This window comes from Pseudomonas sp. NPDC089743 (assembly GCF_044748785.1).
Classification (GTDB): domain Bacteria; phylum Pseudomonadota; class Gammaproteobacteria; order Pseudomonadales; family Pseudomonadaceae; genus Aquipseudomonas; species Aquipseudomonas putida_X.
This window is the reverse complement of the sequence record NZ_JBIVGS010000004.1, coordinates 1-18,370: the sequence shown is the minus strand read 5'-3', so window position 1 is coordinate 18,370 and position 18,370 is coordinate 1. Positions and strand designations below refer to the sequence as shown.

General features: G+C 61.9%; 21 protein-coding genes. 10 read left to right on the top strand and 11 right to left on the bottom strand.

Going from position 1 to position 18,370, the window contains the following annotated elements; translation table 11 throughout:
* Positions 1–80: 80 nt before the first annotated feature.
* The gene (locus tag ACIPZC_RS09350; RefSeq protein ID WP_241803614.1) at positions 81–440 is read right to left on the bottom strand and encodes a RidA family protein; all 360 of its coding nucleotides are present in this window, start codon (positions 438–440) and stop codon (positions 81–83) included.
* A gap of 150 nt (positions 441–590) precedes the next feature.
* On the opposite strand from ACIPZC_RS09350, the gene ACIPZC_RS09345 reads away from it, so the two are divergent.
* Positions 591–1,286 (top strand): tRNA (adenine(22)-N(1))-methyltransferase, encoded by a 696-nt coding sequence (locus tag ACIPZC_RS09345; protein ID WP_400626397.1) that lies wholly within the window; start codon positions 591–593, stop codon positions 1,284–1,286.
* Position 1,287: 1 nt separating this feature from the next.
* Here ACIPZC_RS09345 and ACIPZC_RS09340 read toward each other — a convergent pair whose 3' ends face one another.
* Complete coding sequence (locus ACIPZC_RS09340) at positions 1,288–1,557, bottom strand: DUF2790 domain-containing protein (protein WP_400626858.1); 270 nt, start codon at positions 1,555–1,557, stop codon at positions 1,288–1,290.
* A 131-nt stretch (positions 1,558–1,688) separates the two neighbouring features.
* Here ACIPZC_RS09340 and ACIPZC_RS09335 point away from each other — a divergent pair, with 131 nt between their 5' ends.
* From ACIPZC_RS09335 to ACIPZC_RS09310, 6 genes are all read left to right on the top strand, one after another.
* Positions 1,689–2,621 carry a LysR family transcriptional regulator gene (locus tag ACIPZC_RS09335; RefSeq protein WP_400626395.1) on the top strand — a complete coding sequence of 311 codons (933 nt, stop codon included), beginning with the start codon at positions 1,689–1,691 and terminating at the stop codon, positions 2,619–2,621.
* 106 nt (positions 2,622–2,727) lie between these two features.
* Complete coding sequence (locus ACIPZC_RS09330) at positions 2,728–4,986, top strand: methyl-accepting chemotaxis protein (RefSeq protein WP_400626393.1); 2,259 nt, start codon at positions 2,728–2,730, stop codon at positions 4,984–4,986.
* Positions 4,987–5,062: 76 nt separating this feature from the next.
* Positions 5,063–5,263, top strand: a complete 201-nt coding sequence (locus tag ACIPZC_RS09325) for a DUF1289 domain-containing protein (protein WP_241803610.1) — start codon at positions 5,063–5,065, stop codon at positions 5,261–5,263.
* 78 nt (positions 5,264–5,341) lie between these two features.
* A complete protein-coding gene (locus tag ACIPZC_RS09320; RefSeq protein WP_241803609.1) occupies positions 5,342–5,521 on the top strand; it encodes a DUF2986 domain-containing protein in 180 nt (59 codons plus the stop codon).
* Positions 5,515–5,898 (top strand): fluoride efflux transporter CrcB, encoded by a 384-nt coding sequence (gene crcB / locus ACIPZC_RS09315; protein WP_267816315.1) that lies wholly within the window; start codon positions 5,515–5,517, stop codon positions 5,896–5,898. Before ACIPZC_RS09320 ends, crcB begins: the two co-directional genes overlap by 7 nt.
* Before the next feature lie 105 nt (positions 5,899–6,003).
* Positions 6,004–6,768 carry a hypothetical protein gene (locus tag ACIPZC_RS09310; RefSeq protein ID WP_400626390.1) on the top strand — a complete coding sequence of 255 codons (765 nt, stop codon included), beginning with the start codon at positions 6,004–6,006 and terminating at the stop codon, positions 6,766–6,768.
* Between the two features lie 92 nt (positions 6,769–6,860).
* Here the strand turns inward: ACIPZC_RS09310 and ACIPZC_RS09305 are convergent, their stop codons facing one another.
* Together ACIPZC_RS09305 and ACIPZC_RS09300 are read right to left on the bottom strand one after the other, a co-directional pair.
* Positions 6,861–7,325 carry a hemerythrin domain-containing protein gene (locus ACIPZC_RS09305; RefSeq protein WP_241803606.1) on the bottom strand — a complete coding sequence of 155 codons (465 nt, stop codon included), beginning with the start codon at positions 7,323–7,325 and terminating at the stop codon, positions 6,861–6,863.
* A gap of 39 nt (positions 7,326–7,364) precedes the next feature.
* Entirely contained in the window at positions 7,365–8,222 is an 858-nt protein-coding gene (locus ACIPZC_RS09300) for an SDR family oxidoreductase (RefSeq protein WP_400626388.1), read from the bottom strand.
* Between the two features lie 195 nt (positions 8,223–8,417).
* Here ACIPZC_RS09300 and ACIPZC_RS09295 point away from each other — a divergent pair, with 195 nt between their 5' ends.
* Positions 8,418–8,942 (top strand): hypothetical protein, encoded by a 525-nt coding sequence (locus ACIPZC_RS09295; RefSeq protein ID WP_241803604.1) that lies wholly within the window; start codon positions 8,418–8,420, stop codon positions 8,940–8,942.
* Between the two features lie 127 nt (positions 8,943–9,069).
* Positions 9,070–10,617 (top strand): sensor histidine kinase, encoded by a 1,548-nt coding sequence (locus ACIPZC_RS09290; protein WP_400626386.1) that lies wholly within the window; start codon positions 9,070–9,072, stop codon positions 10,615–10,617.
* Positions 10,618–10,713: 96 nt separating this feature from the next.
* Here the strand turns inward: ACIPZC_RS09290 and ACIPZC_RS09285 are convergent, their stop codons facing one another.
* From ACIPZC_RS09285 to ACIPZC_RS09265, 5 genes are all read right to left on the bottom strand, one after another.
* Positions 10,714–12,915: a xanthine dehydrogenase family protein molybdopterin-binding subunit gene (locus ACIPZC_RS09285; protein WP_400626384.1), complete on the bottom strand. Its 2,202-nt coding sequence runs from the start codon at positions 12,913–12,915 to the stop codon at positions 10,714–10,716.
* Positions 12,912–13,913 (bottom strand): FAD binding domain-containing protein, encoded by a 1,002-nt coding sequence (locus ACIPZC_RS09280; RefSeq protein ID WP_400626382.1) that lies wholly within the window; start codon positions 13,911–13,913, stop codon positions 12,912–12,914. Before ACIPZC_RS09280 ends, ACIPZC_RS09285 begins: the two co-directional genes overlap by 4 nt.
* The gene (locus ACIPZC_RS09275; RefSeq protein WP_400626380.1) at positions 13,910–14,437 is read right to left on the bottom strand and encodes a (2Fe-2S)-binding protein; all 528 of its coding nucleotides are present in this window, start codon (positions 14,435–14,437) and stop codon (positions 13,910–13,912) included. The genes ACIPZC_RS09280 and ACIPZC_RS09275 overlap by 4 nt, the downstream gene beginning before the upstream one ends.
* A gap of 147 nt (positions 14,438–14,584) precedes the next feature.
* Positions 14,585–15,373 carry a formate/nitrite transporter family protein gene (locus ACIPZC_RS09270; RefSeq protein ID WP_241803599.1) on the bottom strand — a complete coding sequence of 263 codons (789 nt, stop codon included), beginning with the start codon at positions 15,371–15,373 and terminating at the stop codon, positions 14,585–14,587.
* Between the two features lie 377 nt (positions 15,374–15,750).
* Positions 15,751–16,149 (bottom strand): hypothetical protein, encoded by a 399-nt coding sequence (locus ACIPZC_RS09265; protein WP_400626378.1) that lies wholly within the window; start codon positions 16,147–16,149, stop codon positions 15,751–15,753.
* A 233-nt stretch (positions 16,150–16,382) separates the two neighbouring features.
* Between ACIPZC_RS09265 and ACIPZC_RS09260 the strand changes: the two genes are divergently transcribed.
* Positions 16,383–16,862 (top strand): isochorismatase family protein, encoded by a 480-nt coding sequence (locus ACIPZC_RS09260; RefSeq protein ID WP_267816294.1) that lies wholly within the window; start codon positions 16,383–16,385, stop codon positions 16,860–16,862.
* Here ACIPZC_RS09260 and ACIPZC_RS09255 read toward each other — a convergent pair.
* The gene (locus ACIPZC_RS09255) at positions 16,776–17,183 is read right to left on the bottom strand and encodes a hypothetical protein (RefSeq protein WP_400626376.1); all 408 of its coding nucleotides are present in this window, start codon (positions 17,181–17,183) and stop codon (positions 16,776–16,778) included. The two genes, ACIPZC_RS09260 and ACIPZC_RS09255, sit on opposite strands and share 87 nt — an antisense overlap.
* Before the next feature lie 126 nt (positions 17,184–17,309).
* On the bottom strand, positions 17,310–18,370 hold a 1,061-nt coding region (gene bamA / locus ACIPZC_RS09250), incomplete at its 5' end, for an outer membrane protein assembly factor BamA (RefSeq protein ID WP_400626374.1).

The window sequence follows — 18,370 nt, the reverse complement described above, 5'->3', positions numbered from 1 at the left end:
TGCCCGGAGGTGCTTGGCCGGTACTGCGTGCTGCTTGGGTTGGGGCCGCTTTGCAGCCCCTGGCGGTGGTACCGGCTGTGTCAGCCCTTGGCGGCCATGGCGGTCACTTCCACACGCATTTGCGGGTACGCCAGCGCCGCCACGCCCACGGCAGCACGCACCGGCCACGGCTTGCTGAAGAACCGCTGGTACACCTCGTTGAAAGCGGCGCGGTCGGCCATGTCGGTGAGGTAGATGGTCAGGTGCATGACCCGGTCCATGCCGCTGCCGGCCTTTTCCAGGGCCTCTTTGAGGGCCTGCAGGGTGCTTTCGCTCTGCTGCACGATATCGCCGTCCAGATCAGCAGGAATCTGGGTGGTGACCAGCACGCCGTTGAACTCGGCGACGTCGGAAGAAATGGATTCGGCATCGGAGTCGGGGGTGAAGATGATGTCGGTCATGAAGTGTTTGCCTTGCGACGGAAGGAAAGCCGCAAGCCTACGCGAGCACGGCGCAGGGGTCGAGCCACAGGGCGCCGCTTGGCCCACGCGCATTGTAATACCGCGCCACGGCGGTCAGAATCGCGCCGATTGTTGAGCAAGGGGCTTGAGTTGAACGAACAGACATTGTCCATGCGCCTGGAGCGCGTGGCGGCGCATGTGCCGAAAGGCGCGCGCCTGGCCGATATCGGCTCGGACCACGGCTACCTGCCGGTGGCCCTGGCGCTGCGTGGCACGATCGAAGCGGCCGTGGCCGGGGAAGTGGCGCAAACGCCTTATGCGTCGGCCCAGCGCAATGTGCGCCGCAACGGCCTTGAGCAACGCATCACCATTCGCCTGGCCGATGGCCTGGAGGCGATCCAGGCGCAGGACCGCATCTCGGTGGTCAGTATCTGCGGCATGGGTGGCGACACCCTGTGCGAAATCCTGGAGCGGGGCAAGGCACGCCTGAGCGGCGGCGAGCGTTTGATCCTGCAGCCCAACGGCGGTGAGCGCGAGCTACGGGCCTGGCTGATGGCCAACGGGTATCGGATCGTCTGCGAAGAGGTGTTGCGTGAAAACCGCTTCGATTACGAGATCATCGTTGCCGAGCCGGGAGCAGCGGTGGTCTACAGTGCCGAAGAGTTGTATTTCGGGCCGGTGCTGATGCGTGAGAAAAGCCCAGCGTTCGTCACCAAGTGGCAACGCATGCTGCGTCAGAAGCAGCAGACCCTGGCCAACTTCGAACGCGCCCGGGATGCGATCGCGCAACACAAGCTGCAGGACTTTGCCAGGCAGGTTGGCTGGATCACCCAGGTGCTGGCCTGATTCATTGCTGCGAGCAGTTACCCATTTCCCGGTAGTTGACCTCGTGGGTCTGGCCCTGATGGTCGACGTAGACCATGTGCGCGGTGCCCACCTGGCAATCGGCAATGTTGCTGGCCGGGGAGATCGAGACGACTTTGGCGACATCCAGCGGCATGCCGTATTCGTAGTTGGCGCTGTCGCTGGCGACCGGTTGGGCGGCGGCCGGGGCGGCCAAGGCACCGAACGAGGCAAAGGCGGCAGAGAAGGCAAGCAACGCGATCGAGCGTTTGATGTTCATGGAAAGCTCCTTCATCAATGTTTAACCAATGATGTATTGTTTTGCTGTGCACAATAAATGGGCTAAATCGTGATAGATTCCTGCCTTTAGTGTACGAATAAGCACGAACCAAGGAGACCAGCCCCATGGACATGCTGCACGCCATGCGTACCTTCACCCGGGTAGTGGAGTGCGGCAGCTTCGCCGCCGCGGCCAACGCCCTGGACATTTCTGCCGCCCAGGTGTCGCGGATCGTCGCGGAGCTGGAAAACCAGCTGCAGACCCGCCTGCTGCACCGCACCACCCGGCGCCTGCGCATGAGTGAGGCCGGCGAGCGGTTTCTGGAACGCTCGCGGCAGATCATGCTGTTGACCGAGGAGGCGGTGGGCGAAGCGCGTGGCGCGCACCTGACCCCCCGTGGCAGGCTGCGCCTGCATTGCCCGCACGGCCTTGGCCTGTTGCTGATGCCGCTGGTGGCCGGTTACAACGCCCTATGCCCGGAGGTGGTGGTGGAGCTGACCCTGTCCCAGCGCAACCCCGACCCGCTGGTCGAAGGCCACGATGTGGTGATCACCCTGAACGAGGCGCTGCCCGACTCGCAGCTGATCGCTGTGCCGCTGGGCACCGTGTTCAGTATCCCCTGCGCCGCGCCCAGTTACCTGGATGCCCATGGCGTTCCCGAGCGGCCCGAAGACCTGCATGAGCACCGGTGCCTGCGTATGGCGTACCCGATGTATGAAGGCGACTGGGTATTCCCGGAGGGGTTGGACCATTGCATGATATCGCCGCGCGACGGCTTCATGACCAACGTCGCCGACGCGATGCTGGTGGCCAGTGAACTGGGCATGGGCATCGGGCTATTGCCGTTCTACACCGCCAGCCAGGCGATCGAGCAGGGGCGCTTGCGGCGGCTGCTGGCGCCTTACCGTCTGCGCGAGTGTGCGCTGTATGCCATGTACCCTTCGCGGCACTACCTGGATGCCAAGGTGCGGACCTGGATCGACTATCTCAAGGAGCAGCTGCCGGCGCTGTTTGCGGGGCATGAACAGATTGTCGATGACACCCAATACTGGCGTTGAATCACATTCGGTGCTCTCGCGGAAAAGGTGGCAGTAAACACCGACCCCTATTGGCGCATGTGCCGATTTTTGCCCGGCATTGGTGCAAAATTGGCGTACAGAGGGCATGGCTACCTACCTAATCATTAGCTTGCATACGAGTTGGCGCAGTGCTTGCTGTCACTTTGCCATTGTGGTGTCGCGTATGGTGAAGATAATGTCGCTTTCAAGTGGTTCCATGCAGTTGTCATCGGGTGAGCAGCGTTGGCTGCCGTGGTTCGGAAAAACCGGCAAGCTCAGCATGGGCTGGTCATGCGGGCTCAACCGAGCGATGTATCCGGTCATCGAACAGACTTTCGAAGCCATGGCCCAGACGCGCATGCAATTGCTGCAAAGCTGGGCGCGAGAACAGTGGGAGCACCTGGCCGAACTCGCTGAGAACCTTGCCTCGTCAGTGGCTCACGCCGACCGCACTGCTTTGCTGGACAAGCTCGCCCAGGCGAACGACTTCTCGGAACTCTTCGTCGTCGATACCGATGGCAGGGTTGTGCTGTCGAGTTGGGCGCAACGAAGCAATGGCCAACCCATCGCACAGCGTGGCGCGTTGGCCCAAGGGCTGAAAGCGCCGTTCCTGCACGGCCCGTATGTCGATCCGCTGACCTTGCAGATCGGCCCTTCTTCATCGCGGTTTCACGATGAAGTCACGTTGATGTTCTACCAACCGCTCAAAGCCCAAGGGAAGGTTTACGGTTGCCTCTGCGGCCGGGTGCCCAACGATGTGGTGGGCGACCTGATCCAGCGCGAAGCCGGGCATATCTATGCCGAGTCCGGTGACAATTACCTGTTCATGGCGCAATCGCATTTCGACCCTGCTATCGCACCGGGCACCGCCCTGTCGCGCTCACGTTTCGAGGATGGCACCTTCACCCACGGGGAAAACCTCAAGAGTGGCGTGCATACGCGGTGGAGCACCGTTCAGGTCCAGCGCCACACCGAGCTCGAACTGCGGTTTACCGACCCTGCCACCGGCGAGCTTCATCCCGGTGTTCGGGAAACCATCCGCCAGGGCGCCAACCTGTTCGTGACTTACCCTGGCTATTCGGACTATCGCCATGTGCCCGTGGTGGGCAAAGGCGTCACATTCCAGTTGCCGGGGTCGCCGGACCGGTGGGGCATGATGTGCGAAGCCGATCTGGAGGAAGTCTATCGGCGCCGCTCGCTCAGCTACGGGTTGATGAAGCCCTACATCGCCATCATGGCGGGCGTGTTTGGTTGCAACTTTCTGGTGCAACACTACGCGGGCTTCGGGCGAGGCATCGCCGATGCGTTGCTGGCGCTGGCCATGCTGGCTGCCACGCTGCTGTTCAGTGCAGTGGGGCCAAGGCGGCTGGCTGCCAGGTTCAATGGCATGACCGATGTGCTGCGTACCATCGCCGAGGGTGAGGGCAACCTGCGCCAACGGCTGGACACCACGACCATGGCCAATGACGAAAGTGGCGACATGGCGCGCTGGATCAACAGTTTCATCGACCGCTTGGACTCGGTGGTAGGCCAGGTGGTCAAGGCCAGCCGCACGGTGGGCGCCACCAACCAGATGATGCTGGGCCGCAGCCACGAAGCGAGCGTCACCTCCACCGAGGTGGCCGAGGCGGTGCACCAGATGATGATCATCATGGAGGAGCAACTGGGCGAGCTGCAGCAGGCCTCGGTCAGCGCAGAGCAGATGAAGCAGGCCATGGACGAGGTGGTCAGCCGTGCCCGCGAGCAGTACCTGGCGGTGCAGGCGGGCACCCAGTCGATTCGGGATGTGGTAGCGCGCTCGTCTTCCAGTGTGCAACTGCTCGACAGCCGGATGGCGCAGATCAGCAACATCAGCGGGCTGATCAGCGACATCACCAACCAGACCAACCTGCTGGCCCTCAATGCCGCCATCGAGGCCGCCCGCGCGGGCGAGCATGGCCGAGGTTTCGCGGTGGTGGCCGATGAAGTGCGCAGCCTGGCGGCGCGCACGGCGCGCGCGGCCGACGACATCCGGCACATGGTCACCGGGCTGCAGAGCGAAACCGGGCAAGCCGTCAGCTTCATGGAGCAGGGCGTACAGAACGTCGATGACAGCCTGCGCCTGGCCGAGGACGCTTCATCGGAGAACGTCCAGCTGCACCAGGCGGTAGAGAGCATGTTCCTGATCATCCAGCAGCTCAACCAGCGCAGCCTGGCTTATGGCAAGACCATTGAGCAGGTCAACCAGTCTTCCAGCGAAATGCGCCAGACGGCGGTGGTCCTGCAAAGCAGCGCCGAGACGGTGAAGGCCAATGCCAGCAAGCTGCAGAAGCTGGTCGGGCAGTTCGAGGTCAGCAGCGACACCAGCCCGGCCGCGGCGGCTTGAGGGCCACTGGGACGCTCCGGTTTCACCGCATCTGGCCGCCTTACGTTATCATCCGCGGCCATGACCGGAGCAGCCCATGGCCAAAGACATCGATAACCCTTGCGTCTCGCTTTGCCAGCTCAACAGCGAACTGTGCGTAAGCTGTGGCCGAACACGTGATGAAATCCGCAAGTGGCGGGGCATGAAACGCCCGGAGAAGATGGCCACCGTGCAGCGCGCTGCGACGCGGATGAAGGCCATCGTCAAGAAAAACGCCAAGCGCCAGGGCAACGAGTGATTCACCCGAGCGCCCAGGGCCTGGATACATCCCTTAAGATGTTGCCTGCCTGATCAACCCTTTGTACCGAGTGGCACCATGAACCGTCGCAAGAAAATCAAACAGTTGCTGCAAGCACACCAGAAAAAAGCCGCCGCCAAACTGGCACCGCGCAGCAAGCCTAAATACATTTGCAAGGCCGATCGGTTGAAGCTGGCAGCTGAAGCCGCTACCGAGTGCCCGCCAACTCTTTGCCCGGAGCGTGATGCCGTATGTTGAAGTCGCTATTGGCCATTGGCGTCGGTGCCATGGTCGGTGCCTGGTTACGCTGGGGGCTGGGCGTCAAGCTCAATGCACTTTTCCCCGCCGTACCGCCCGGTACGCTGCTGGCCAACCTCATTGGTGGCTACATCATTGGCTTGTCCATCGCCTTCTTCTCTGCATCGCCGTCGCTCAGCCCCGAATGGCGCCTGCTGCTGATCACTGGGTTTTGTGGCGGCTTGACCACGTTCTCGACCTTTTCCGCAGAGGTCGTGTCGCTTATTCAGGAGGGGCGTATTTCATGGGCCCTGGGCTCCATCGCTGTGCATGTCACGGGTTCTTTGTTGATGACTGCAGCAGGCCTTGCGACGTTCTACTTCTTCAGCGGACGCTAAAAATCGGAGTAAAGCTGCTGCGGTTCCATTAGCATTGGGCGCTTGTCTGCTGCCTTGCAGGCACGATGAGCCCACCCTTGTCTTTTGAAACCGACGCTGCCCTCAATGACTGCCTTCTACCTCAAGTTCCTGATCACCCCGACCCTCATGCTGGCCATCTCGCTGGCGGCCAGGCGCTGGGGCACGCAGATCGGCGGGCTGCTCTCCGGGTTGCCAGTCACCTCGGCATTGGTCATGTTGTTCCTCAGCCTTGAACAGGGCCCGGGTTTTGCCTTGCAGGCGGTGCCTGGCGCATTGGCAGGGGTGGCTGCGGTACAAGCAACCTATCTGTTCTACTTCCTGGTGACACGGCGTGTGTCCGCCTTCACCGGTTGCATCACGGCCCTGGCGGTTTACGCTTGCACCGCCTTTGTGATGAGCCGCTTGGGTGGGGTGGCATTGTCCGTCGGCGTGACGTTGGTCCTGCTTACGCTGATCATCATCCTCAGCTCGAACAACACGCAGACCGGCGTCGCCAAGGTTGTGCCATTGCCGCGCTGGGTGATTCCCATGCGCATGCTCACGGCAACCCTGCTGTTGCTGGCGATCACTGCCAGTGCCCAATGGCTGGGGCCGGTAGCCAGCGGCCTGCTGGCACCCATCCCGGTGATCGCCTGGCCGCTGGCGGTGTTCGCCCATGTTCAGGGCGGCCATCAGGAACTGGGGGCGATCGTGCGTGGCAATGCCATCGGCGCTGTAGGGGTGCTGGGCTTCTACCTGGCGGTGAAAAGCTCGATCGAGCCGTTGGGTACGGTACCGTCCATTACGGGTGCAGTCGTGCTGGCCGTGGTGGCAACGTTCGTGCTGGCAAAAATGCTCGGCAAACGCTGAGGGGAGGGCAGGCGTAGGGTTTCAAAGCCCTGCCCACAGGCCCCGCAGCATCTGCCAGCGCATTTCAGGCCTTCTGCTTTGCAGCTTTTGCTTCACGCGGCGCGCTGCTCACCCTTGAGCATCTTTTTATGCGCTTGCATGGCTTGGCCCATTTCCTCCAGCAGGTCTTTGCTCAACAGCTTTTTCGCAGTGGGAAACAACTCGTCTTCCTCTTCTTCGATATGGTGTTCGAGCAACTCTTTCATCACTTTGACCCGGCCAGCGAATTCGAGCGTGCCGGTTTCGGTGTGCAGCAGGTCGGGCAACACCAGCGCGTCGACGGTGCGGTGTTCCTCTTTCGCCTCGTAATACATTTTCGCTTCTTCCTTGCCTCCGGCCTGTTTGATGGCTGGGTAAAGGATCTCTTCTTCCAGTGCGGTATGGATCTGCAACTCCTGTTCGATCCGGTGCAGGAGTTCGGCACGCTTTTTCACGGCGCGTTCGGTGGTAGAAGACAGTTCGTCCAGCAGCTTCTTAACCAGCTTGTGGTCCTGGATCAGCAGATCGATAGCGTTCATGTTGCACCTCATCGCGGTTTGGGAATCAAGGCCTTGGGATCAAAGAATGGGTTTGCCGCCAGTCACGGCATAGCGCGCGCCGGAGATGTAGCTGGCCTCATCGGAGCCCAGCAGGACGTAAACCGGGGCCACCTCGACCGGTTGGCCCGGCCGGCCCATCGGATAGGCTGACCCAAAGTTCTTCACCGCCTCATCGGGCATGGTGGCAGGGATCAGTGGGGTCCAGATCGGGCCTGGTGCCACACTGTTGACCCGCACCCCTTTGTCTCCCAGCAACTGGGCCAGCCCGGCGGTGAAGTTGGCGATGGCACCTTTGGTAGTGGCATAGGCCAGCAACTGGGGTGACGGGTCATCGGAATTGACCGAACTGGTGTTGATGATCGAGCTGCCTTTGGGCATCGACGGGAGCGCCCGCTGGCAAATGCGGAATATGGCCGTGATGTTCACGTCGAACGTCATGACCCATTCGTCATCGTCGATTTCATCGAGGCATTCGTGCGCCATCTGAAACGCGGCGTTATTGACCAGGATGTCGATACGACCGAACTGCTCCACAGTCTTGTCAACGATGTCGTAGCAGTGCTGTTTATGGGCCAGGTCCCCAGGCAGCAGGAGGCAGCGCCGGCCAGCAGCCTGGACCCATTGGGCGGTTTCCTGCGCATCGTCGTGCTCATCGAGATAAGCGAGGGCAATGTCCGCGCCTTCGCGGGCGTAGGCGATGGCGACTGCACGGCCGATCCCGCTGTCGGCGCCGGTGATCAGCGCTATCTTGCCGGTGAGCCGACCGCTGCCGGTGTAGGTGTGCTCTCCGCAGTCCGGGGTGGGCTCCATCTTGCGCTGTGAACCCGGAACGCTTTGCGGTTGTGAGGGAAACGGAGGGGTGGGGTAGTCACGCATGGTGCAAGCTCCTGCAGTTGGAAAGCGCATACCTGTTCGAAAGATGCCCCAAGGGTTTGTTGAGCGCGATCGCGCATTAGACCGACGAGCGGTTGGGTCGGCATCGTGACTGAATTTTCATTGCCCACCCGGTTCTACCGCTCAAGCGCCTACCGCCATCCGGGGTATGGCTCAGCCAGTGCCAGGAGTCGCCACGTGCCGCGAATCATCACCCCTACCACCCCTGAACACGAGATCGATGCACACAATGCGAGGATGTTTGGTTCGCCGAAGGAGCGGCTGGACTTCTACCGCAGGGAAATCCAGTACGAAACCACCATCCTGGCCAACCGCACCGATGCCTATCTGGCCGCTCAGTCATTCCTGGTCATCGCTTTCGTGTCGTCCATGGGCAACCTCAACCAGAGCTGGGGGGAGATGTTCACCCTCCTGGTGCCTGCCTTTCTGGCTTTGCTGGGCGTGATGAGTACGCTCAATGCCTGGCCAGGCATTCGCGCGGCGTATCGCATCATCGATCACTGGCAGGTCAAGCAAAGCAACCTGCTGCTCAGTGAGCCCATGATGGGCTTGGCCTACGATGAATCGCCGCTGTTCTGCGAGGCGGAAACCTCCCGTGCAGGGCACCGTAAGTCACTGCTCTTTTCGCTGCGTACGCCTTGGCTCTTTCTCGGTTTCTGGCTGTTGCTGGGCAGTTACTCGATTTATATCCAGCTGGCATGATCAGATTCACTGCTGGGAGTTGCACCAAAGCGATAAGCGGTGGTACACCAGATCCGATGTAGCCTACAGCCGCTTCTGCAGGGGCTAACCTTAGAACGGCATTTCTCAGCGCCCTGGAAGACTATTGATGCAGCAGCTGCCCCCTGATGAGACCATTCGTGCCGCCCTCAGGAGATCCCAAGCCCGGCTGCAAAGGCAGCATGAGCTGGTGGTCGAGTACGCGGTCATGTCGCTTAAATCCACCAACCTGGATGAGTTGCTGGACCAGGCTTGCGCATTGGTCGCAAAAGGCATGCAAACCCGATTCGCCAAGATCCTCATGCCCATTCCCGATACTGACCGGTTCCTGCTGACGCATGGGGTAGGGTGGGATGAAGCCGATATCGGCCACGCCACCGTGGGCGCCGACGAGGCCAGCCCTGCCGGGTTTGCCATCCAGACCTACCGGCCTGTGATTTCCAATCATCTGGGCCAGGAACAGCGCTTCAGAACGCCGGATTTGCTGAAAAAGTACGGTATCGAGCGTGCCATCAACGTGCCTATCAGGGGCGCATTGCTGCCTTTTGGGGTACTTGAGGCGGACAGTAGCGATGGTGAAGACTTCATTGAAAGCGATCTGGTCTTCCTTGAAGGTATCTCCAACGTCATCTCCATGGCGGTAGAGCGGCTGACCGCAGGGGCTGACGCTCAGTTGGTCGACCCCTATTCGGAAAGCATGCTCAACGCCAGCCCGGACTGTGTGAACGTGCTGTCCAGCAGCGGTGACATCGAGTTCATGAACGAGGCTGGGCTGGCGTTGATGCACATCGACGACCTGGCGCAGGTCAAAGGCCAGCCATGGTTGCAGCTTTGGCTTGACGATTCGCGCCCGGCGGTGCAGGAGGCTTTGGAAAAGGTCGGCAGAGGCGAGTCGACCCGCTTCGAAGGGGTCTGCCCTACTGGCCAGCAAGTGCTCAAATGGTGGGACGTCACGGTCGCCCCGGTCCTGGGCGTCGATGGCCAGCTGGAAAAGATCATTGCCGTATCCAGAGACATCACCGAACGGCATTATTACGAGGCTCAGTTGCTGTCGCTGATCGATTCTCAGAATTCCAGGCTCAACAAGACCGACCTGCATCTCGAAGAAATCCATCACCGCGTCAAGAACAGCCTGCACCTAGTCAATACGCTGCTGCTGTTGCAAGCGAACCTGACGCCGGATGCCGCGGTAAAGCTGCAGCTGGAGACGGCAGCGGGGCGGGTCTTGACCATTGCCAGCGTGCACGAACGGCTCTATCAGACGGCCGACCAGGAGGTACTTGCCTGCGACTACCTCAGCGCCTTGCTCGGTGACCTGGGAAGGGCGCTGGCCGACCGCAAGATCGTCCTTGACGCTGACCCGTTCACCCTGCTGCCGGCAAGGATGGCACCGCTGGGGCTGGTCATTTCAGAACTGATCACCAACGCCCTGAAATACGGCAAAGGCACCATCGAAGTCAGTGTGCGCGATGCCGGTGACCACGCCTTGATCACGGTGACCGACGAGGGTGATGGTTTTCCTGCTACCTATCCCAAACCGAGCGGGACGGGCCTTGGAATGCGGCTTGTCAGAAGTTACTCAGGCTATGGAAGCTCGGCGATCTCGATCGATGCCTACAAAGGCAAAAGCACCATCCACGTTCGCTTCAAACTTTGACGGCCAAGCGCGCCCGGCGTTATGCCTGGAATGCACTGATACCCGTGAATCGAGCGCCGCCTGGGCGGCGCCCGATCCCCTGAGCCCCGCCCGCTGCTACAGCACTTTGTCCAGCGTTATCGGAAACGCTCTGACGCGCTTGCCGGTGGCATGGTAAACGGCATTGGCAACCGCCGCCGCGACCCCCACGATACCGATCTCGCCCACCCCCTTGGAGCCAAGCTCATTGACGATGTCGTCATCCTCGTCAACGAACATCACCTCGATATCAGCGATATCGGCGTGCACCGGGATGTGGTATTCGGCCAGGTTGTGGTTGAGGATGCGCCCGAGCTGATGATCGGTTTGGGTCGCTTCCTGCAACGCCATGCCCAAGCCCCAGACCACGCCCCCGAGGATCTGGCTACGGGCGGTTTTCGGGTTGACCACCCGCCCGGCGGCCACTGCGCTGACCACCCGGGTGACTTTGATCGTACCCAGGGCCTCGTCCACCTGTACCTCTACGAAGACGGCCGAATGGGTAGCGGTCGAGAACGGCGTGCGTCCGGCACCAGGCTCGGCGTCGATCTGCACCTGCAGCTCGCCGTCCCTGGCCGTTGCGGCGATGCTGGCGATGGCGATACGGTGTTCCCCCGCTTGCAGGTAGCCTTGCGCGAAGGCCACATTCTCTACCGGTATTGCAGCTATTTCGGGGAAATTCTGCCGTGCGAGTTCCAACACCTTGGTGCGCAGGGTCTGGCAGGCCTGCTGCACCGCCGAACCCACTGAAGACACCGTGAACGAACCACCCTGCAACGGCGCGGTTGGCAGTGAGGAGTCGCCCAGCAGGAAAGTCACATCCTGTGGCAAGACCCCGGCAGCGTCCGCAGCAATCTGGGTCATCACGGTATAGGTGCCGGTGCCTATGTCGGTGGTAGCGCTACTGACGGTCAAATGCCCGCGGCTGTCGAAGCACGCCCTGGCGCTGGCCTTCATCTGCAACGCTTCCCAGACCCCACCCGCCACGCCCCAGCCGATCAACTGCTGGCCCCGGCGCATGCTGCGTGGCTTTGAAGTGCGTTTGCCCCAGCCGAAGCGCGCGGCGCCCTGGTCATAACAGGCCAACAGCTCTTTGCTGGAATAGGGTTTGCCGTCGTTGCCATTGTGGCTGGCGAAGTTGCGGCGACGCAGTTCGAGGGGGTCAAGGTTCGCGGCACGTGCCAACTCATCCATCGCGCACTCCAACGCCAGCACGCCGGACGCGGCACCCGGCGCACGCATGTCCAGCGGGGTGTAGACGTCCAGCGGCGCAAGGCGATAACTGAGCGCAACGTTGTCGCAGTGGTAGAGCATGCCGCTCCATTCCACCAGATGTTCGGTGAAGTCTTCGAAGCGCGAGGTCTGGCCGAGCGCGTCGTGGGCAACCGCCAGCAGCTTGCCATCGGCCGCCGCGCCCAGGCGCAGCCGTTGCTGGGTACGGGGGCGGTAGCCGAAAGTGAACATCTGTTGGCGTGTGAGGGTAAGGCGCACCGAACGTTTCAGGTGCAGGGCTGCCATCACGGCCAGCGGCAACTGGTATTGCGGCCGCAGCCCGGAGCCGAAGGCACCGCCGACAAAAGCGGCGAGCACCCTGATGTTCTGTTTGGGCAGGCCGAACACCTTGTGCAGGTAGTCCTGACAGTTCTGCGTGCCCTGGGTCTTGTCATGAATTTCCAGGGTGTCTCCCGCTTTGTAGAAAACGGTCGACGCGTGGGGCTCCATCGGGTTGTGATGCTCGATGGGCGTGTCGTAGGTGGCATCGATACGCACTGCGGCTTGAGCGTAATACCCAGCGAAATCACCGCGGGGCTCTGGCGTCTCTGCGGGTGCCGGGTGCGTCTGGTCGAGCACCGCGCCCAGGTCGGTCTGGTGCGGCTCTTCGCTGTAGTCGATGCGCACCAGGGCGCCGGCATGGCGGGCCAGTTCAAGGCTCTCGGCGACCACCAGTGCCAGCGGTTGCCCGCTGTACAGCACACGGTCGTTGAACAGCGGCCGGAACGGGGAGCCTTCGGCCGAGTCGGCATCACTGTAATCGTCGTCATAGCTGGAAATGCGTGGGCGATTGGCGTGGTGCAGCACGGCGACCACCCCGGGTAACTGCATTGCCTGGGTCGTGTCGATGGCGCGCACCCGGCCGCGGGCGATGGTGCTCGATACCACACTGGCGTGGAGCAGCCCCGGCTCGGGGTGCTCACCGGCATACCGCGCTGTGCCAGTCACCTTGGCCACGCCATCCACTCGGTCCAGGGGTTTGCCCACCACGTTGGTCGTCTGGGTCATGGCGTTGTCCTCTGAATGCTGGTGCCATCGGCGGCTTCATTGAGCGCACGGACGATCGCGCGCTTGGCGAGTTCCACTTTGAATGCGTTGTGGCTCAGCGGTTGAGCCGCTTGTAGCCACGCTTGGGCCGCGCGGTCGAAGAGCGCCTCGGAAACCCTTTGCCCTTGCAGGGTCATTTCCACGGCCCGGTCTCGCCAAGGCTTGTGTGCCACGCCTCCCAGGGCCACTCGGACGTCCTGGATCACTTCGCCATCAAGCTTCAGTGCGGCAGCGACGGACACCAGGGCAAATGCGTAGGAGGCACGGTCACGAATCTTCAGGTAGCGGGCGTGCTGCGCAAATTCAGGGGGCGGCAACTCGATCGCGGTGATCAGCTCATCGGCTGAGAGGTGGTTGTCGTGTTGCGGTGTGTCGCCCGGCAAACGGTGAAAGTCGGCAAAGGGTATCTGCCGCGTGCCCGCCCGGCCTTGCACGTGGACCACCGCATCGAGTGCTGCCAGTGCCACACACATGTCCGAAGGGTGGGTGGCGACGCAGGCATCGCTGGCGCCCAGGATAGCGTGGCTGCGATTGAGGCCCGACCGTGCAGGGCACCCGCTGCCCGGCTCACGTTTGTTGCAGGGGGTGCCGGTGTCATAGAAGTAATAGCAGCGGGTGCGCTGCAGCAAGTTGCCCCCGGTGGTCGCCATGTTGCGCAACTGCGGCGATGCGCCGGCAAGGATCGCCTGGGACAGCAACGGGTAGTGCTGCTCGATCAAGGCATTCCAGGCCAGGTCGGCGTTGCTGACCAATGCGCCGATCAGCACCCCGCCGTTCGCAGTGGGCTCGATACCTTTCAAGTCCAGGGCAGTGATGTCGATCAGGCGCGCCGGGCGGACCACGTTTTCCTTCATCAGATCGACCAGGTTGGTGCCGCCGGCAATGAAACGGCTGGCGCCGTCCGCCAGGCTCACCGCTTCGCTGACCGAAGATGGCTTGTGGTAGCTGAAAGGGGTCATGGCTTCGGCCCTCCCTGCGGCTCGGCGGCAGCCTGCATCAGCGGTAATGCCTCTTCGACCGCTGCGATGATATTGCTGTAGGCGCCGCAGCGGCAGAGATTGCCGCTCATGTGTTCGCGGATGTCTTCACGGGTGACGGCGCGGCCTTCGTGGGCCAGCCCGACGGCAGAACAGATCTGACCGGGTGTGCAATAGCCGCACTGGAAGGCGTCATGGGTAATGAAGGCGCGCTGCATGGGGTGCAGTTGCTCGCCTTGGGCCAGCCCCTCGACCGTGACCAGGTCGGCGCCGTCGCACATCACGGCAAAGGTCAGGCAGGCATTGACCCGCTTGCCGTCGCGCAGCACCGTGCAGGCGCCGCACTGGCCATGGTCACAGCCTTTCTTGCTGCCGATCAGGTCGAGTTGCTCACGCAGCAGATCGAGCAGGGTGGTCCAGGGTTGGACGTGCAGCGACGTGCGTTTGCCATTGAGTGTCAGGCTGATGGGATGCCCATCGACACCCTGTTGGGAGTTGGTGCTCATGGGAAAACCTCACGGTCAGGAATGCATTCGCGCAATCAAGTGCGTCTATTCCCTGCGACTGGAGGGTTTTGCCAAACGTTCAGGTTTTATTTGGGGCTCGCGGTCATGCGCCGTGCCGGCAGGCTAAGCCATCCATGGCAAACGGGCTCAACGGGCGACGGCTTGTTCTTCTGCCGAGGCGCCGAAGGACAGGTAGTACGCCAACCCCACGAAGATCGCGCCACCCACTGCGTTGCCAAGGAAGACTGCCGCCAGGTTGTGCACCAGCTGCCCCCAGCTCAGGTAACCGGCGAAGATCGCTGCCGGGATCAGGAACATGTTGGCTACCACGTGCTGGAAGCCGATGGCGACGAAGGCCATGATCGGGAACCAGATACCAAGCACCTTGCCGCTCATCTCACGGCTGGCGTAGGCCAGCCACACAGCCAGGCACACCAGCCAGTTGCAGCCGATGCCGGAAACGAAGGCATGGAGGAAATCGGCGCTGGCCTTGCTGGTTGCCGCGGCCAGCGTCTTGCTCAGGTAGGCACCTTCAGTGAGCCCAAGCAAGTGGCCAAAGCAGTAGGCCACGAACAGCGCGCCCAGCAGGTTTGCCACGGTCACCAGGCCCCAGTTGCGCGCGACGTCCACCAGGCGGATGCGCCGGGCGAACATCGCCAGGGGCAGGCTCATCATGTTGCCGGTGAGCAACTCGCCGCCGGCCAGGATGACCAGGATCAGCCCGATCGGGAATACCGCGGCGCCCAGCAAGTTGCCCAACGAGGCCCAGGGCGCAGGGATCATGGCGCTGACATGGATGTCCAGCAGAAAGCCCATTGAGATGAAGGCCCCGGCCAGAAAACCCAGGATGAGCGTGGCACGGGCGGGCATGTGGGCTTTGCGGGTGCCGGCTTCGATGACCAGCTCAGTGATGCGGGAGGGGGTATTGACGGACATTTCAGTAACTCGAACGCAGGGACGGCGGTCACGCCATGAGGCATGTTCGCGGTCGGGGGTTAACAGAGGGCGCAGGGCAGTCAGCGAGGTATTCAGCAGAAGGGCAACACAGACAAACTCGATCGACTTCGTGGAGCGGGGCACGTTATCTGAGGCAATTTGACGCAGTCAAATCGATAGACTGGATGGCTTGATAGAGGCACTCGATGATGGGGGGAATGTGGGCGCTGGCCTGATACCTGTCAGAGTTGGCAGCGCGTGCCGGCATCGAACCGGCCACCGTTGAAAACTGGGGGCTTGGGCTGTTGAGAAACCTCAGGGCGTAGTGCTGGGGCCACGCAGCGCGAATAGCCCTGAGGCCTCGATAGCAACGAAAATCAGCGGCGATAGTAGTGGTGATCGGCTTCGTAGCGGTGGTGCATGGCCCGCTCATGGCGGCGCTGCCACTCGCGGCGGCGTTCGGCTTCACGGCGCGCCTGCTCACGGCGCCACTGGTCGCGGCGCCATTGGTCACGACGCCAGTCGTCTCTGCGGTCGTGCCAGTGGCCGTCGCGCCGGTAACGGTCATCATGGGCCAGTAGCGCAGCGGGTTGGGCGGCCGTCACGCTCGCCAGGCTCGGCCAAGGGTTGTTGGCGGCCTCGTTGTACGCCTGAACAGGGGTGGCTTCGGTGGCAAGGCGCGGCGCGGGTGCTTTCGCCGGTGTTGCGCAGGCCGAGCCCATTGCCGCGAACGCGAACAGGCCCAGCAGCACTATCCGTGGAACTTGGAATTTCATGAGCGAAGACAACCTCTGATGGACATCGGGACGTTGGGCCATGGCGTCGCGGGCAAACCCAAGGGCAGCCAGCGACGTTCATCTGCCTGTTCACATAGACCCGTAATCAAAAAAAAGTTCTGGAAAACCGTAACTTAGTCATCTGGGTTGCAACGCCGTGTGCTCGTCCAAGGGCGTCATCGGCCGCCAGCAACGGTATACTCCGTACCTTTGCCAGCGCCCCGGAGACAGCCATGCGGCAGGTTTTACTCATCATCGACGTACAGTCCACCTTCAGCCCGCCCGAGTGGCTGGTCGATGGTGTGCGTGCGCTGTCTGCGATGATCCCGACCATTGCCTCGGTGCAGTTGCACGATGAACAGGTCACGCCGTTCGAGCGGCAACTGGGCTGGCACCCGGCAGCAGAAGACGAGAGCCTGGTGGAGGCCGACAAGGTCTTTATCAAGCATGGTTACAGGCAGACTGCCGAGACCATCGAGTACATCAGGGCGCTAGGCGTGGAACGGGTATTGGTCTGCGGGTTGCAGACCGAGACGTGTGTGCTTGCCGCCGGCTTCGCGCTGTTCGACGCGGGGCTCATGCCAACGTTGATCACCGACCTGACCGTGGGGTCTTCCCTGGATCGCTCAGGGAAAATGGGCATCGAGTTGTGGAAGCATCACTTCGGTAACGTCATCACCCGGGCTCAGGTGCTGGCCGAAGGGGGCGTCTGAACACGCTCCAGGCTGGTCGCTGATCCATACGAGTGGGCGCGATGGATCAGCGCTGGCCATGCGCTTGAATGTTTCTGAATCGAGCATGGCGCTTACCTGGCCGACCTTGGCAAGCAGCTGGTCGGCGAAATCTGCGCTGATGATGCCGCTGTCTTCCACGGACACACCATGACCTTCGTGCTGGATCGCCAGATGATAGTGGCTCATGCCCTGGTCGTTTTGGCTGCTGGCCAGCGTCACGATGCAGCTTGGGCCGAGCACCGTGGCCAGGCGTCGCTGCACCTGCTCTAGCAACGCGTGGGGTAATTGTTGTTGCAGCATGGAGGGATACCTGCCAGGCGAGTTCTAGGGGGAGTCAGCTTAGGCAAACGGACTGTCAACTTGGGTTAAGCCGGGGTAAAAGCGTGTAAGACTCGTGCCCAGGGCACCACCCCGCTCCTGGCAAAGTCAGAAGGTCTGCCCCAACGAGAACTGGAATATCTGCGTCTCGGCGTTCTCCGGCTTCTTCACCGGCGTGGCAAGACTGAACGTCAGCGGCCCCATGGGGCTGTACCAGGTCACCCCGACGCCCAGTGACACCGCCAGTTGGTCCAGGCTCGCGCTGCCGCAACCCTGGGTGGTGGACAGGTAGCAGGTGTCGGAAAACACGTTCCCAGCGTCCACGAAAACCGAGCTGCGCAGCTGGCGCTGGTCCTTGATGAAGGGCATCGGGAAGATGTACTCGGCGCCGCCGGTTATGAGGATGTTGCCGCCCAATGCATCGGTGTCGCGGTCGGAATAATAGGCCTGGCCGGCACTTGCGTAAGTACCGGTGGCCGGCGTATTGCGTGGGCCCAGCGAGCCATCCTTGAAGCCGCGCACCGAGCCCTGGCCACCGGCTGTGTAGTTCTCATAGAACGGCAGGCCTTCGGTGGAACCGTACCCATTGCCATAGCCCAGGCTGGTATGCAGGCGCAGCGTGGTGCGGTCGCTCAGCGGCAGATAGGTCTGGCCGCTGTAGTCGAGCTTGTAGAACGACAGATCGCTGCCGGGCGTGGTGGCCATCAGCGTCAGGCTCTGAGAGTGGCCTCGGGTTGCCAGCACGCCTTTGTTCAAGGTCGACTCGGACCAGCCGATCGAAGCCTTCAGGTTGTTGAAGCTTTCGCCCTCGCGCTGGATGAAGTCATAGATCTCGTCGGCGCTGTAGGTGCCGGGTGAGATGTCGTCGTGTTGCAGGGTGAGGCCGTAGGTCAGGCGCGATGTTTCGCTGATCGGGTAGCCCAGGCTGACGCCCGCGCCATAGCTGTTGATGGCGTAGTAGGAAACCCCGTCGTCGTAGTAATCGCTGTAGTCGGTGCTGCTGTAGAACAGGTTGTAGCCCAGGCTTACGCCATCGTCGGTGAAGTACGGGTTGGTGAAGCCGAAGTTGTACTTGGTCTGGTATTCCGAGCGGGTCAAACCGATGGAAACCTTGTTACCCGTACCGAGGAAGTTGGTTTGGCTGATCGAACCGCCCAGGATCAGGCCGG

What these genes read in the sequence shown, in the direction of transcription:
- ACIPZC_RS09265 (WP_400626378.1), bottom strand. Translation starts at nt 16,149, where the DNA reads ATGAAATTCCAAGTTCCACGGATAGTGCTGCTGGGCCTGTTCGCGTTC.
- ACIPZC_RS09290 (WP_400626386.1), top strand. Translation starts at nt 9,070, where the DNA reads ATGCAGCAGCTGCCCCCTGATGAGACCATTCGTGCCGCCCTCAGGAGA.
- ACIPZC_RS09310 (WP_400626390.1), top strand. Translation starts at nt 6,004, where the DNA reads ATGACTGCCTTCTACCTCAAGTTCCTGATCACCCCGACCCTCATGCTG.
- ACIPZC_RS09275 (WP_400626380.1), bottom strand. Translation starts at nt 14,437, where the DNA reads ATGAGCACCAACTCCCAACAGGGTGTCGATGGGCATCCCATCAGCCTG.
- ACIPZC_RS09270 (WP_241803599.1), bottom strand. Translation starts at nt 15,373, where the DNA reads ATGTCCGTCAATACCCCCTCCCGCATCACTGAGCTGGTCATCGAAGCC.
- ACIPZC_RS09325 (WP_241803610.1), top strand. Translation starts at nt 5,063, where the DNA reads ATGGCCAAAGACATCGATAACCCTTGCGTCTCGCTTTGCCAGCTCAAC.
- ACIPZC_RS09255 (WP_400626376.1), bottom strand. Translation starts at nt 17,183, where the DNA reads ATGCTGCAACAACAATTACCCCACGCGTTGCTAGAGCAGGTGCAGCGA.
- crcB (WP_267816315.1), top strand. Translation starts at nt 5,515, where the DNA reads ATGTTGAAGTCGCTATTGGCCATTGGCGTCGGTGCCATGGTCGGTGCC.
- ACIPZC_RS09305 (WP_241803606.1), bottom strand. Translation starts at nt 7,325, where the DNA reads ATGAACGCTATCGATCTGCTGATCCAGGACCACAAGCTGGTTAAGAAG.
- ACIPZC_RS09330 (WP_400626393.1), top strand. Translation starts at nt 2,728, where the DNA reads ATGGCTACCTACCTAATCATTAGCTTGCATACGAGTTGGCGCAGTGCT.
- ACIPZC_RS09280 (WP_400626382.1), bottom strand. Translation starts at nt 13,913, where the DNA reads ATGACCCCTTTCAGCTACCACAAGCCATCTTCGGTCAGCGAAGCGGTG.
- ACIPZC_RS09350 (WP_241803614.1), bottom strand. Translation starts at nt 440, where the DNA reads ATGACCGACATCATCTTCACCCCCGACTCCGATGCCGAATCCATTTCT.
- ACIPZC_RS09260 (WP_267816294.1), top strand. Translation starts at nt 16,383, where the DNA reads ATGCGGCAGGTTTTACTCATCATCGACGTACAGTCCACCTTCAGCCCG.
- ACIPZC_RS09300 (WP_400626388.1), bottom strand. Translation starts at nt 8,222, where the DNA reads ATGCGTGACTACCCCACCCCTCCGTTTCCCTCACAACCGCAAAGCGTT.
- ACIPZC_RS09285 (WP_400626384.1), bottom strand. Translation starts at nt 12,915, where the DNA reads ATGACCCAGACGACCAACGTGGTGGGCAAACCCCTGGACCGAGTGGAT.
- ACIPZC_RS09320 (WP_241803609.1), top strand. Translation starts at nt 5,342, where the DNA reads ATGAACCGTCGCAAGAAAATCAAACAGTTGCTGCAAGCACACCAGAAA.
- ACIPZC_RS09335 (WP_400626395.1), top strand. Translation starts at nt 1,689, where the DNA reads ATGGACATGCTGCACGCCATGCGTACCTTCACCCGGGTAGTGGAGTGC.